The organism is Angelakisella massiliensis (assembly GCF_900104675.1).
In the GTDB taxonomy this organism is placed as follows: Bacteria; Bacillota; Clostridia; order Oscillospirales; family Ruminococcaceae; genus Angelakisella; species Angelakisella massiliensis.
Map to the genome: position 1 here is coordinate 647730 of NZ_LT629945.1, position 12621 is coordinate 660350.

Below are 12621 nucleotides of genomic sequence, written 5' to 3' on the forward strand. Positions count from 1 at the left end.
TATACCGTCCCGGCCGGAGCCCGTCAATCTTCCTCTCTGCCGCCATTGCGGTTGCGCGGGAGCGGGCAATCGTGTTATCATACCCTCAGTGGACACGCTGCCCACACTTTGCCGGTGGGAAAACTCAGTCCTCCCCTGCCGCCCCGTCCATCCGTCCATTGCCCACAGGGAATCGGATGATCCCCTACAGGTGTGGTACCGGACATGATCTCAAAGCTTCCCACAGCGCATAAATACAAAATCCAACAGAAGGAGTGACCGCTTCCATGATCAAAGCCGCCATCTGGGGCGCCGGATATATTGCCGCCACCCACGCTGAATCCCTCCGGGGATTGGGCATCCCCATCCATGTGGTGGTGGACCGCAACGCCGACAAAGCCCGGGATTTCGCCCAAAGGTGGGGAATCCCCCACTGGTCCCAGCAGCCGGAAGAACTGTTCTCGGACCAGGTGGGCTGCGTCCATCTCTGTACCCCGCCCAATCTTCATTATGAAATGGCCTGCCGGCTGCTGGAGGCGGGCAAACACATTCTGTGTGAAAAGCCTCTCTGCTTCTCCAATACCGAGGCGGATACCCTGGCCCGTCTGGCCCGGGAAAAAGGGCTGGTGTGCGGCGTCAACTTCAATGTACGCTTCCATCAGGCCTGCCAACAAGCCAAAAAGCTGGTGGACAGCCCTGATTTTGGCCGGGTACTGCTGATCCACGGCAGTTATCTCCAGGAATTCAGCGCCCCTCCTTCCCTGCGGGATTGGCGGTACGATCCCAAGCTGGCCGGAGAGATGCACGCTGTTACCGAGATTGGCTCCCACTGGATGGACATCGCCCAATACATCAGCGGCAAGCGCATCACAGCGGTGAGCGCTCTCTTTGACCGCTCCTATCCCATCCGTTATCAGGAGGGGAACCTGCTGTACGGAGAACCCGCCCCCGGCCGGGAGCTTTTTCCGGTGCAGAGCGAGGAGGCAGCCATGGTCAACCTTCGTTTCCAGGGAGGGGCCATTGGCTCCATGGTGCTGTCGGAGATCTCCCAGGGGCGGTATAACGCTCTTTCCCTGGAGGTAACAGGAGAAAAACAGAACCTGTGGTGGAATGCCGAGCAGAATAACCTCCTCTGCCACGCCAGGAAGGGCGGCACGGTGGAAAGCAATGTATTTGCCTTCGGCAACGGCTTCACCGACACCTTCCGTTCTCTTGCGGCGGCATTTTATGAGGATGTCCTTCAGGGCAAACCTTCGGAACACCCGGTTTATCCCACCTTTGAGGACGGCAGAAACAATGTTCTCCTCTCCAATGCCATCCTGGCCAGCGCCCGTCAGGATTCCAAATGGGTACAGGTGGCGCAGAAGGAGGAAGAAGCATGACCAGACCCACCCTTTCACAACTCATTGAGCTGCTGAATCTGGAACCTCTCACCGGAGAAGGGGGACTGTTCCGGCAGACCTGGCGCAGCAAAGAACAGCTGCCGGAGGGCTTCCGTCCCGGCGCCGAATCCAAGCCTGTAGGTACTGCCATCCAGTATCTCATCACCCCCCGGACCTTTTCCCGCCTCCACCGGCTGCCCACTGATGAGGTCTACCATTTCTATCTGGGGGACCCGGTGGAGATGTTCCTGGTCAGTCCCCAGGGAGAGGCTTCCTTCCGGATCCTGGGGCAGGATCTGCTGGGAGGAATGGCGGTGCAGACGGTGGTCCCTGCCGGATGGTGGCAGGGCTCCCGGCTGAAGGAAGGAGGGCAGTGGGCTCTGGTGGGCACTACCATGGCTCCCGGCTATACCGATGAGGATTATGAGGACGCCGACCCTTCCGCCATGAAGGAGATGCTGCCCCAGTACGCTCAGCTGATCGATCTGCTCACCGCCCCTGCCGGAACAGAGGCGTAACAGAAGATCTTTCCCATTTACAGCTGAAAACCCGGATGTCTAGGACATCCGGGTTTTGTTTATCCTCCGGCCATCAGTGGAGGATCATGTTTATTTTCTTTGATGAGACACGCTGTCCGGGGATTTCTGAAAACAAGGAAGGGCTCAAATTCTCACCGCCCAGTAAGGGGGCCGGGGAAAACCCGGACATCCTTTGAGATTGCCGGCATTTTGACACAACGGACACCACTTTCCGGGGGAAAAGACGATGATTTCCACTTTTCCAAAAGCTTTTCCTTACAGCCCGGCATCGGCTACATCGTTGAGCACCAGGATGGTCAAAGCAATGCCGTCGATATATTCCCGGATGGACAGGTGTTCATTGGGGGCATGGTTGTCGCAGTCCGGATCACTCCAACGCACCTGAATGGCAGGAAGCCGGAGAATATTGGTCCACAGAAAATCCGGCGCAGTGGAAGGACGGCAGGGATAGATGACATACTCCCCATAAATATCCTTCACCGATCTCTCCACCACCGGCAGCCAGGGAGTGCTGACATCTGTCTTGGAGGGCTCCACCATACCGGTGCAGGTGACCTTTACCTGATGGTAGCCCAGCTCCTGGATATACTTTTCCACAAGACCCAGAATCCGTTTGGGGGACTGTCCCGCCACCAGACGGATATCAATGCTCACCTTAGCGGTGGAGGGAACCACGCTGGCTGAGGCTCCGGTGACAATTTGAGAAATGTTGAAGGTGGGGGTATTGTTCAGCTGGTCGTAAAAGCCCCGGCCATGGCAGTCCGGCCGCGCCCCGTAGTCCCGCTCCATTTCATCCTCCACTGAGGGAATGGCGGCCAGGATCGCCTTCTCCTGTTCCGATGGCTCCACAATGCCGTCATAGAAGCCTGGAATCAGTACCTTTTCTCCCTGACGCAGCTTGCCCAGCAGCTCCACCATCTGCCATGCGGCATTGGGCAGAACCGGCGCGTAACGGGAGTGGACATTCTTTTTCATGGTCCGCAGCTCCAGGTCTATTCCCAGCATTCCTTTGGCTCCCAGAGCGATAATGGGCAAACCGCCGGGATCCTTGGGGCCGTCGCTGAAAAACACCAGATCCGCCGCCAGCCGTTCCCTGTTCTCCTCCAGAAACTCCGGCAAACCTTTGCTGCTGCTTTCCTCGCAGCCCTCAAACAGGGTGATGATGTTTACCGGCAACTGCCCATACTCTTTGAGCCAGAAATCAATGGCTTCCAGGTGGGCCATCAGGGGGGACTTGTTATCGGCGGAGCCGCGTCCATATACAACGCCATCCACTACCGTGGGTTCAAAAGGCGGGGTTTTCCACAGCTCCACCGGGTCCGGGGGCTGAACATCGTAGTGGGCATAGATCAGCACCGTTTTCTTGGCGGGATCATGTCCCAGACGGCCTTCCAGTACCGGATAGGGACGCACCGGATGCCGGGTCACTTCCAGCCCGATATCCTTCATCTTGTTTTCGATCCAGCTGCAGCAGGCCTCCACTCCTTCTCCGGTGGCGCTGACACTGGGATGGCGGATCAGCTCAAACCAGTCCTCCAGCAGAGCTTCTCGGTGCTGTTCCAGATAATTCCGGGTTTTTTCCCGAAGCTGTTGACGGTCCATGGGAAATTTCCTCCTTCTTGAGCATATTGCGGTCTAATAAATATCCCCCCGCAAAGCGGGGGGTATTTCCGTTTCGGGCATAGCCCTAATACTACAGGCAACGCACAAGTGCGTTTTTTATTGGCCTGCCAGCCACGCATAGGATTACTTGCTACCCGTAAACGGGTCTCTGGGATCGTAAAGACTTATTTGATCACTTTCTCGATCCATCTTTAATTGGTTCTCGATATACTCTTTTATTGCTTTTGTATTCTTTCCTACTGTGTCCACGTAATATCCNAAAGCGGGGGGTATTTCCGTTTCGGGCATAGCCCTAATACTACAGGCAACGCACAAGTGCGTTTTTTATTGGCCTGCCAGCCACGCATAGGATTACTTGCTACCCGTAAACGGGTCTCTGGGATCGTAAAGACTTATTTGATCACTTTCTCGATCCATCTTTAATTGGTTCTCGATATACTCTTTTATTGCTTTTGTATTCTTTCCTACTGTGTCCACGTAATATCCTTTGCACCAAAATTCACGGTTCCGATATGCAAACTTCATATTCCCAAACTTTTGAAATATCATTAAACTGCTTTTTCCCTTGAGGTATCCCATAAATCCCGATACACTCATTTTTGGGGGGATACTTAGAAGCAGATGGATGTGATCTGGACATACTTCTCCCTCTATAATCTCAACCCCCTTCCATTGACACAGTGTTCTGATGATATCTCTTATTGCTGCTCTTTTTTCGTTATAGAATACTTTTCTTCTATACTTTGGCGCAAATACCACATGATATTTACAATTCCACTTCGTATGTGCTAGACTGTTTGTGACGTTATTTTGCTCTGGCATTTTAATGTCCTCCTAATGTGTTTTTCAGCGTAACTGGCAGGTCACGTTTTTACTTTAACACATTAGGAGTTTTTTTATCTTTTTCACCGCTTAAGCTCTTTTGAACCACGCGACTATCGCGTGGTTTTCTTTACACAAAAAAGGGACAGGGCACAAGCCCCGTCCCTTGGGTAAACGACAGTCAGGATTACATCGGTCCAAAGTGCATCATCTGGGCAATAAATACCAGCACGCTGCCGGTGGCAATCCAGATCAGGCAAACTTTCCACATAAAGCGCATCCACCGGTCATAGGGGATGTTGGCCACGCTCAGGTTGCCCATCAGCGCAGTGGACATGGGCAGAATGTAGTTACAGAAGCCATCACCAAAGTTGAAGGCCAGAACAGCGGTCTGACGGGTAATGCCTACCATGTCCGCCACAGGAGCGAAAATGGGCATGACCACGGCAGCCTGGCCGCTGCCGGAGGTGATGAGGATGTTGATGATGAAGTTGACCCAGAACATCACGATACCGCGGAGGAAACCGGGGACCATGTTCAGCACGATGGTACAGGCATACACGATGGTATCCAGGATGTTGGCGGCGGAAAGAACGCCGGAAGTCGCACGGGCAAGGCCCAGCAGAAGAGCGGAAACGGTCAGCTTCTTGCATCCTTCAGCGAAGTGCTTGGCGATGGTGCTGGGGCCAAAACCAGCGCAGGCGCCGGAGAGAATGCCCAGCCAGATAAACACAACAGAAATCTCGGGAAGATCCCAGCCTCTGGTGACGCAGCCCCAAACCAGAACGATCAGGGCGCCCAGGAGGGTCAGCAGCGCCAGCAGCTTGCGGGTGGTGAGGGTATCATCGCCGAAAGCGGTGTCGTCCGTCTTGGTCTGCTGATCCAGATCATACATGGGGCTGCTGGCAGGATTGGCGCGAACCTTTCTGGCGTAGGCCACCAGAACGATGCTGGTGACGATCCAGTAAACAAACAGACAGACGAAACGATAACCGATACCGGAATACAGGGGCAGCTCAGCGATCTTCTGGGCCACAATGGTGGTGGAAGTATTCAGCGTACCGGTAGAGAAGCCGATAGCGCCGCCCAGCAGGGGCAGAGCCGCACCAGTGATGGAGTCAAAGCCCATGGCCCGGGCCATCATGATAATGATCGGAGTAAAGCCGATGAATACGGTTACCGACTGGGTGGTGGCAATCAGCGCGAACAGCAGCAGCAGAATGGGGATAAAGACGGCCTCCTTGGAGCCGAACTTTTTGACCACCTTGGCGATGAGCACCTGAAGAGCGCCGGTATTGACCAGCACGTTAAAGGCGCCGCCGGAGAGAATGACCATGAAAATCAGGCTGGCGCTGGAAGCGAAGCCGGAAACCACATAGTTGGGGATGCTCAAAGGATTGACAGGGGTTTTCTCAATGTAAGAAAACTGATCGGGAATAACGACCTCGATACCCTGTTCATTTTCCGTCCGGGCAAATTTACCGGCGGGAATGACCCAGGTGAGCAGCGACATGACCAGTACGATGCTCAGAATGATCACAAAGGAATGGGGCACCTTCATTTTCTTCTTCGGCTGAACGGCGCCAGTATTGTCTTTCATAAAAAAACCTCCTCCAAAAACTGATTTCAAGCTCATCTCTGCAAGACTTCACATCACCTCATATTTTTAAGAACTAAGGACCAGCCGACAAGGCCAAAGCGGAATTGCTCTGTCTGCTTCCCATCCATTTTCAGGAAAAACGGAAGCAGAAATAACTGTAATGCTTATTTAAGCTAAATTTATTTCTAAAATAAAATCAATTTTTTTAATGCAAAATCCTTTACCATTAACAAAATTAATGATAATCTTGAAAGAGTGGAAAAGTATGACCTATGCTGCAACAGAACGGGGGAATACATTTGCATCTGAAGGAACAACAGTACATTTTGGCGCTGGAAAAATATCAAAATTTCACAAAAGCTGCTGAGGCCCTTCACATTACACAGCCTGCTCTGACCACTTTTGTCAACAAACTGGAGCAGGAACTGGGGATCAAACTGTTCCTGCGGCAGCACAGACAGGTGAAGCTCACCGCTGCGGGAGAACTGTATGTACGCATCGCCCGTCAAATGATGGAGCTGAAAACACAGTTTGATATGGAACTGGCCCATATTGCCCGGCAGCACACCGCTCATCTCCGGGTAGGCATACAAACCCTCCGGGCCCCCACGCTGATTCCCAGCCTTACCATTGCGCTGAAAAAAGCAAATTTAGGCATGACCTTTTCCTTTCAGGAGGGGACAGCCGGGCACTTGGAGGATCTTTTGGAAGATCATCAGGTGGATATCATCCTGTACAATAACTATACCCGGCGCAAGGGTATGGAATATATCCCTCTGGCTCAGGACTATCTGCTCCTGGTGCTTCCTCCCAACCATCCTGCCATCTCCAAAGCTCAGTGGTGCGGCCTGCCGTGGCCGGTACTGGATCTTCGGGAGCTGGTGTGGGAGCGCTTTCTGCTTTTGCCGGAGGATCACAGCATCCGGCACAGAACCGACCAGCTGTTTCATCTGTCGGGCATCTCTCCCACCTATATAGAAACCCACAACCGCACAGAAACTGTGGTGCAGCTGGCTGCCGCCGGCCATGGTGTGACCTTCTCCCTGGAAAGTTATCTGAACTATTTCCATCTCAGCACCGTTCCCCGCCTTTGCCTGCCGGCCCAGCGGACAGAGCCGGTGATTTACAGCGTCGCCTACCGGAAGGGACGTTTTCATCCCGAGGAACTGGAGGACTTTGTTGGACTTCTGCGGGAAATGGTGGCTGAAAGCAGTCATCTCCTTGGGAGTCCTTTACCGTAATCCATAAAAACAGTTTCCATTTCTAAAAACACAGTCTGCAAAGTCCGGTATTTTCTCCAAGGAGAGGATGTAACTGGAATATACTGTATACGACAGTATTTTTATTGCTCTATACTCCAAGTATTTCACAGTTTCAACCGAGTTTTCCACAAAAAAGGGGAAAGTCAGGGGAAAAACCCATTAAAACCTCTTGGCAACGGGCAGAAAGTGGGGGAAAACTTTCCACTTTCATGTGGAAAACAGGTGGAAGTTCTGTCACCAAAAAATCAACTTTCTGTAAAGCAAGGGTCAAAATCGCTAAAGTTCACCCGGGGTTTTTCCTTTGTTTCGTCTTTACATCCGGAAAATCCATCTTGACAAGGCCGAAAAGGATGGTATAATAATACTTGCATTTGCGGCGGTGCTGGAATCGGCAGACAGGCACGTTTGAGGTGCGTGTGTCCATGACGTGTGGGTTCAAGTCCCATCCGCCGCACCAACAAATAACTCCATCCTTCTGGGATGGAGTTATTTTTTATTTCAAACAGTGTGAGCCGCGGATCAGAACCGCCTCTGGCTGAACCCTGGGGCAGTGAGGATCCAGTTTCCATCCGCCGCGCCGGTCTGAGGCCGAGGGCTCAATCATATTACAAGCCCTTTCTCTAAAATCCCTCAAAAACATGGCGGCCTTTATTCTCAATCCCATCTTCAAGGAAGATTTCAATGCCAGGTTCCACTGAAAAATCACTGTTTGCCTATAAAAAATGAGGTCTGACGAAAGCATCGCCGGACCTCATTTCTTTTGAGCCTGAGTTTTATTAATCTGAAAGAACTCTTTTACGCCTGAGCCATTTTCGCCTTGGTCTGGGCAAATTCATCCTTGACCGCTGCCATCTTCTCCGGATGGTCGATCAGATCCCAGGAAGCGCCCGCCAAAATTTTGGCCGCGTATACCACCGCGTCATGGGCCTGCTGGGTCTTGCCATAATCCAGGAAGGTCTGGGAATGGGAAGAGGTGCCCTCCGGAACAAAAGCGATCCGGATGCAGCTGCCGGGGAGGCGATACATCACATTGCCGAAATCGCTGGAGCCGGTCTTTTCACGGGGAGGACGGAGGGTGGGGGCGTTAACCAATTTTGCGTTATCCATAATGATGTCGTTGAGCGCCAGTACCGGCACCTTGCTGTCTAGGGTGCGTCCGTAGCGGATCTCCGATTCCACCCCGGCCATCATGGCCGCTCCCCGGATGATGTTCTCAAACCGGGGTTTGAGGCTTTCCAGATAGGCGGAATTGTAGGAACGCAGATAGAAGCTTCCCACTGCCTTGTTTGGCACCACATTGGCAGGGCCGGGAGATTCCAGAACAGTGTAGTGCATCCGGGTATCCTCCAGCACATGCTCCCTGAGGAACTCGATGCCGTTGAAGGACAGCAGCAGCGCGTCAAAAGCGCTTCGGCCCGCATCCGGTTTGAGCGCGGCGTGGGCACTCTTGCCGGTAAAAATCACCTCTGCCTCGGTGCAGGCCATGGAACGGACATCAGTGCAGGTAGTGGGGCTGCCGTGCATCATCAGCGCCACATCGATATCCTGGAAGCAGCCTTCGTCCAGCATTGTCAGCTTGCCTCCGCCGCCTTCCTCGGCAGGGGTTCCATATACGATGATCCGGGCGCCGCAGCTGTCCGGCAGTTCCTCTTTCAGCGCTGCAGCCGCTCCCAGAATGGCCGGTCCCTGCATATGGTGGCCGCAGGCATGACCCACCACCTTCAGCGCGTCATACTCACACAGCAGGCCGATGCGGGCTCCTTCCCCACTGCCGCAGACATATTCCGCCCGGAAAGCGGTGGCAAGGCTCCCCACACCACGCCGCACCTGAAAACCATGCTCTTCCAGAAAATCCGTGAGCAGCGCCAGCGCATGGGTCTCCTGATGACCGATCTCCGGATGGTCGAAGATATCGTCTGCCATAGCACACAGACGTTCCCTCTGTTGGTCAATGTTAGCAAAAAGTTTTTCCTTCATTTGTCCCAAACTCCTTTCGCCGCGGCATAAGCATATACAATTTTCATTGTATGCCGCTGTATATTTCTGCCCGGAAAGACGGGAGCACAGCTCAAGCCTGTCACCAGGTCTCCTTCAATCTCCCTTTGAATCTTTACATAAGCAAAAAGACAGCCCTTTCCCACAAAAATACGCAGGAAAACAAACGGGACCAGGGTCCCGCCCGCTTTGGCTGTCTGTCATTTGATCCTTTGTTAAGTTTATCATAGATACAGTGGAAATTTCAAGGGTTTTTGGAGGAAAAGCCTCTGGAGCGGGTAAGAGTGCAGGAAAGAAAGGCCCCATCGGCAGAGCTGACCGGTGACACCCTGATGATCTGGGGGGCGCTGGTATAACTGAGCTTTTCCAGAAGACGGGCAGGCCTCCCCCACCGCCGCCAGTTATGAAATAAACACCGCCTGCGCCAACACCGGACAAATCTGTACCAGGAGCAACACCACACCTCAAACTTCCACAGCGCCGAACTCTGTCTTCTCACTTTCCACCGTTTTATCCACCGCCCGTCTTTCTTCCGAAGGCTTTTATTCTGAAGAGGAATTTCTGCCAGGAGGGAGACTTTTACTGCCCCTTCCTCATTTCCCTCAAAAATTCCTCCATAGCCCGGCTGAGATAGCGGCCCCGTTTCCAGTAGAAGAAAATATCCCGGACACTGTTCTCCCCTTTGAGCTTATAGTAAACCACATCGGGATGGGGCGGCACACAGCTGATAAGGGTGTCGCCAATAAAGGAAAGCCCCATTCCAGAAGAGGTGATGTTGTAGGAGGTCATCTGCTGGTCCACCTGAAAGAGCACCTTGGGCCTCAAATTATTTCGCTGGAAGATGGCCAAAGCCCGTTTCCATGTGTCATTCTCCGGTTTGAGAAGGATGAAGGGTTCTTCCCGAAAGGCGGAGAGGGGCACCTCCGGCAGCTCCGGTTTGAGAAACGAACCATCGCGAATCTGTTCTACAGGGATCTGAAACGCCTCCAGCTGTTGGTTTACCGAAAGTCTCCGGGGAACCGCCAGCAACAGCCGTTCCCGCCGAAATACACACCGGTCAAAAATCTCACTGTCCAATTCGCAGTTATCCAGCAGAAGGTCCACCTCACCGGTTTGCAGCATTCTGGCCAGGTGACCGGTGGTTTCCTCCACCAGCTCCACATCGATACCGGGATACCGCCGGGCAAAATCCGCCATCAGCGGCGGTAAAATCCAGGAGGAGAACAAACTGCTCCCTCCCAACGTCAGGCTGCCTGTGCGCAGACCGCCCCAATCGCTGACAAAATCCGCAAACTCGCTTTGAGCCTGCCGGATCTTCTCCACCGCCCGGATATACTGCCGCCCACACTCTGTCAGCGTCAGGGGCTTGGTGCTGCGGTCAAAGATGGGATATCCCACCTGCTGCTCCACCCGTTTGACGTTGGCGCTCAGGGACGGCTGGGAGATAAACAGCTTCTCAGCCGCGCGGGAAAAGCTTTTTTCCTGATACACCGCATAAACATACTCCATTCCCTGAAACATGACCAAGCCCTCCTGTAACGTTTCTTCCGTTTTTTCCTCTGCCAATTGGGAATGCTGAAAGAAATGGTCCCACTGTCCCTTTCCAGGAAACCCATAGCACCAGTTTTAAAATATAATTTTAAAACTATAGAAATTATAAAAAAATATATATTTGATTATATATTACCACATTTCTATAATGAAGGTAGAGGAAAACCGGAAAATTATTTTTTTATTTTTACAAAGGCTATCCCACTCACAGATGAGTTTATCCTGTTTGGGCAAATGATGTTTGAAACAGAAGGGACAACGGCTTCCCCGGTATGACCGGCAGGTTTACCAGGACGCCGACAATCAACATTTTGATGGAGGGAAACAATCATGGCGGAGCACAAAGAGACAGAATATCGGGTAGAGCACGATTCTATCGGCAGCAAAGAGGTGCCGGAAGATGTTTATTACGGTGTTCAGTCCCTGCGGGCGGCAGAAAACTTCCACATCACCGGCCTGACCATGCACCCGGAAATCATCAACAGTCTGGCCTGCATCAAGAAGGCGGCAGCCATCACCAACTGCGAAATCGGTTTGCTGGAGAAGAAAAAAGCCAGCGCCATCGTCAAGGCCTGCGATGAGATTCTGGCGGGACGGTTCTACAGGGATTTCATTGTGGACCCCATCCAGGGAGGCGCGGGCACCTCTTTGAACATGAACGCCAATGAGGTCATCGCCAACCGGGCAATCGAACTGCTGGGCGGGCAGAAGGGAGATTATTCCATCATCAATCCCAATGACGACGTCAACTGCGGTCAGTCCACCAACGACGTCATCCCTACCGCCGGAAAAATGACCTCCCTGCGGCTGCTCAAACGGCTCAAGTCCCAGCTGCTGCGTCTCCACAGCGCTCTGTGCGCCAAGGCGGAGGAGTTCAATCATGTCATTAAAATGGGCCGCACCCAACTGCAGGACGCGGTACCCATCCGCTTAGGACAGGAGTTTAAGGCTTATTCCGTGGCGGTACTGCGGGATATCCGCCGCATGGATAAAGCCATGGAGGAAATGTGCACCGTCAACCTGGGCGGCACCGCTGTAGGAACCGGCATCAACGCCGACGAAGCCTATCTGCGCCGGATCGTGCCCAATCTGGCGGAAGTTTCCGACATGGAACTGGTGCAGGCTTTCGATCTGATCGACGCTACCCAGAACCTGGATTCCTTTGTATCGGTTTCCGGCGCGGTAAAGGCCTGCGCTGTCACCCTTTCCAAAATCGCCAACGACCTGCGGCTGATGTCCTCCGGTCCCCGGGCAGGCTTCAATGAGATCAATCTCCCCGCCCGGCAGAACGGCTCCTCCATCATGCCCGGCAAGGTCAATCCGGTGATTCCCGAGGTGGTCAACCAGGTGGCTTTCAACATCATCGGCAATGATGTTACCATCACCATGGCGGCAGAGGCCGGTCAGCTGGAACTGAACGCTTTTGAGCCCATTATCTTCTACTGCATCTTCCAGTCCATCGACACCCTGACTTTTGCCGTACAGACCTTTGTGGACAACTGTGTTACCGGTATCACCGCAAATGAGGACCGCTGCCGGGCACTGGTGGAAAACAGCGTGGGCATCATTACCGCCCTTTGTCCTCATGTGGGCTATGAAAAGGCCGCCGATATCGCTAAAAAGGCCATTCGCACCGGCGCTCCGGTCCGTTCCCTTATTCTTCAGGAGCATCTCCTGGATGAAAAGGAGCTGGATGAGATCCTTGATCCTGTCACTATGACTGAGCCGGGTATTTCCGGACGGGAACTGCTTCATCGGGTGGAAAAGTAAGGATTTGAGCACAACAACCTTTTCCCTTATATAAAAAATAAAGAAGGGCCTGTCGCAGAATTTTTCAATTCTGCGACAGGCCCAATTTGAATCCCTAC

General features: G+C 53.1%; 10 protein-coding genes, 1 tRNA gene and 1 pseudogene. 6 read left to right on the forward strand and 6 right to left on the reverse strand.

Annotated features, from left to right (window positions below; translation table 11 throughout):
- Positions 1 to 266: 266 nt before the first annotated feature.
- Positions 267 to 1361 (forward strand): Gfo/Idh/MocA family protein, encoded by a 1095-nt coding sequence (locus BQ5383_RS08385; RefSeq protein ID WP_083389895.1) that lies wholly within the window; start codon positions 267 to 269, stop codon positions 1359 to 1361.
- Positions 1358 to 1879, forward strand: a complete 522-nt coding sequence (locus tag BQ5383_RS08390; RefSeq protein WP_071431047.1) for a cupin domain-containing protein — start codon at positions 1358 to 1360, stop codon at positions 1877 to 1879. Before BQ5383_RS08385 ends, BQ5383_RS08390 begins: the two co-directional genes overlap by 4 nt.
- Positions 1880 to 2155: 276 nt before the next feature.
- Here the strand turns inward: BQ5383_RS08390 and BQ5383_RS08395 are convergent, their stop codons facing one another.
- The 4 genes and pseudogenes from BQ5383_RS08395 to BQ5383_RS08405 form a co-directional block, all read right to left on the reverse strand.
- Positions 2156 to 3502, reverse strand: a complete 1347-nt coding sequence (locus tag BQ5383_RS08395; protein ID WP_071431049.1) for a M20/M25/M40 family metallo-hydrolase — start codon at positions 3500 to 3502, stop codon at positions 2156 to 2158.
- A gap of 144 nt (positions 3503 to 3646) precedes the next feature.
- Positions 3647 to 3781, reverse strand: a pseudogene (locus BQ5383_RS21560) (IS200/IS605 family transposase); the annotation flags it as partial.
- 93 nt (positions 3782 to 3874) lie between these two features.
- A complete protein-coding gene (gene tnpA / locus BQ5383_RS08400) occupies positions 3875 to 4345 on the reverse strand; it encodes an IS200/IS605 family transposase (RefSeq protein ID WP_071428887.1) in 471 nt (156 codons plus the stop codon).
- Between the two features lie 187 nt (positions 4346 to 4532).
- Positions 4533 to 5945 (reverse strand): YfcC family protein, encoded by a 1413-nt coding sequence (locus tag BQ5383_RS08405; protein ID WP_071431051.1) that lies wholly within the window; start codon positions 5943 to 5945, stop codon positions 4533 to 4535.
- Between the two features lie 272 nt (positions 5946 to 6217).
- Between BQ5383_RS08405 and BQ5383_RS08410 the strand changes: the two genes are divergently transcribed.
- Positions 6218 to 7186, forward strand: coding sequence for a LysR family transcriptional regulator (locus tag BQ5383_RS08410; RefSeq protein ID WP_071431053.1), 969 nt, complete (start codon positions 6218 to 6220; stop codon positions 7184 to 7186).
- A gap of 394 nt (positions 7187 to 7580) precedes the next feature.
- A tRNA-Leu gene (locus BQ5383_RS08415) sits at positions 7581 to 7664 on the forward strand.
- A gap of 338 nt (positions 7665 to 8002) precedes the next feature.
- Here BQ5383_RS08415 and BQ5383_RS08425 read toward each other — a convergent pair.
- Together BQ5383_RS08425 and BQ5383_RS08430 are read right to left on the reverse strand one after the other, a co-directional pair.
- Positions 8003 to 9184 (reverse strand): M20 family metallopeptidase, encoded by a 1182-nt coding sequence (locus tag BQ5383_RS08425; protein WP_071431057.1) that lies wholly within the window; start codon positions 9182 to 9184, stop codon positions 8003 to 8005.
- 597 nt (positions 9185 to 9781) lie between these two features.
- Positions 9782 to 10723: a LysR family transcriptional regulator gene (locus BQ5383_RS08430; RefSeq protein ID WP_071431059.1), complete on the reverse strand. Its 942-nt coding sequence runs from the start codon at positions 10721 to 10723 to the stop codon at positions 9782 to 9784.
- A gap of 63 nt (positions 10724 to 10786) precedes the next feature.
- Between BQ5383_RS08430 and BQ5383_RS08435 the strand changes: the two genes are divergently transcribed.
- On the forward strand, positions 10787 to 11029 hold the full coding sequence (locus tag BQ5383_RS08435; protein ID WP_071431062.1) for a hypothetical protein: 243 nt from the start codon (positions 10787 to 10789) through the stop codon (positions 11027 to 11029).
- A gap of 54 nt (positions 11030 to 11083) precedes the next feature.
- Positions 11084 to 12523 (forward strand): aspartate ammonia-lyase, encoded by a 1440-nt coding sequence (locus BQ5383_RS08440; protein ID WP_071431064.1) that lies wholly within the window; start codon positions 11084 to 11086, stop codon positions 12521 to 12523.
- Positions 12524 to 12621: the final 98 nt, after the last annotated feature.

Bases quoted from the DNA above. Each gene is read 5' to 3' on its own strand.
- BQ5383_RS08385 (WP_083389895.1), top strand. From the start codon at position 267: ATGATCAAAGCCGCCATCTGGGGCGCCGGATATATTGCCGCCACCCAC.
- BQ5383_RS08390 (WP_071431047.1), top strand. From the start codon at position 1,358: ATGACCAGACCCACCCTTTCACAACTCATTGAGCTGCTGAATCTGGAA.
- BQ5383_RS08395 (WP_071431049.1), bottom strand. From the start codon at position 3,502: ATGGACCGTCAACAGCTTCGGGAAAAAACCCGGAATTATCTGGAACAG.
- tnpA (WP_071428887.1), bottom strand. From the start codon at position 4,345: ATGCCAGAGCAAAATAACGTCACAAACAGTCTAGCACATACGAAGTGG.
- BQ5383_RS08405 (WP_071431051.1), bottom strand. From the start codon at position 5,945: ATGAAAGACAATACTGGCGCCGTTCAGCCGAAGAAGAAAATGAAGGTG.
- BQ5383_RS08410 (WP_071431053.1), top strand. From the start codon at position 6,218: ATGCTGCAACAGAACGGGGGAATACATTTGCATCTGAAGGAACAACAG.
- BQ5383_RS08425 (WP_071431057.1), bottom strand. From the start codon at position 9,184: ATGAAGGAAAAACTTTTTGCTAACATTGACCAACAGAGGGAACGTCTG.
- BQ5383_RS08430 (WP_071431059.1), bottom strand. From the start codon at position 10,723: ATGTTTCAGGGAATGGAGTATGTTTATGCGGTGTATCAGGAAAAAAGC.
- BQ5383_RS08435 (WP_071431062.1), top strand. From the start codon at position 10,787: ATGGTCCCACTGTCCCTTTCCAGGAAACCCATAGCACCAGTTTTAAAA.
- BQ5383_RS08440 (WP_071431064.1), top strand. From the start codon at position 11,084: ATGGCGGAGCACAAAGAGACAGAATATCGGGTAGAGCACGATTCTATC.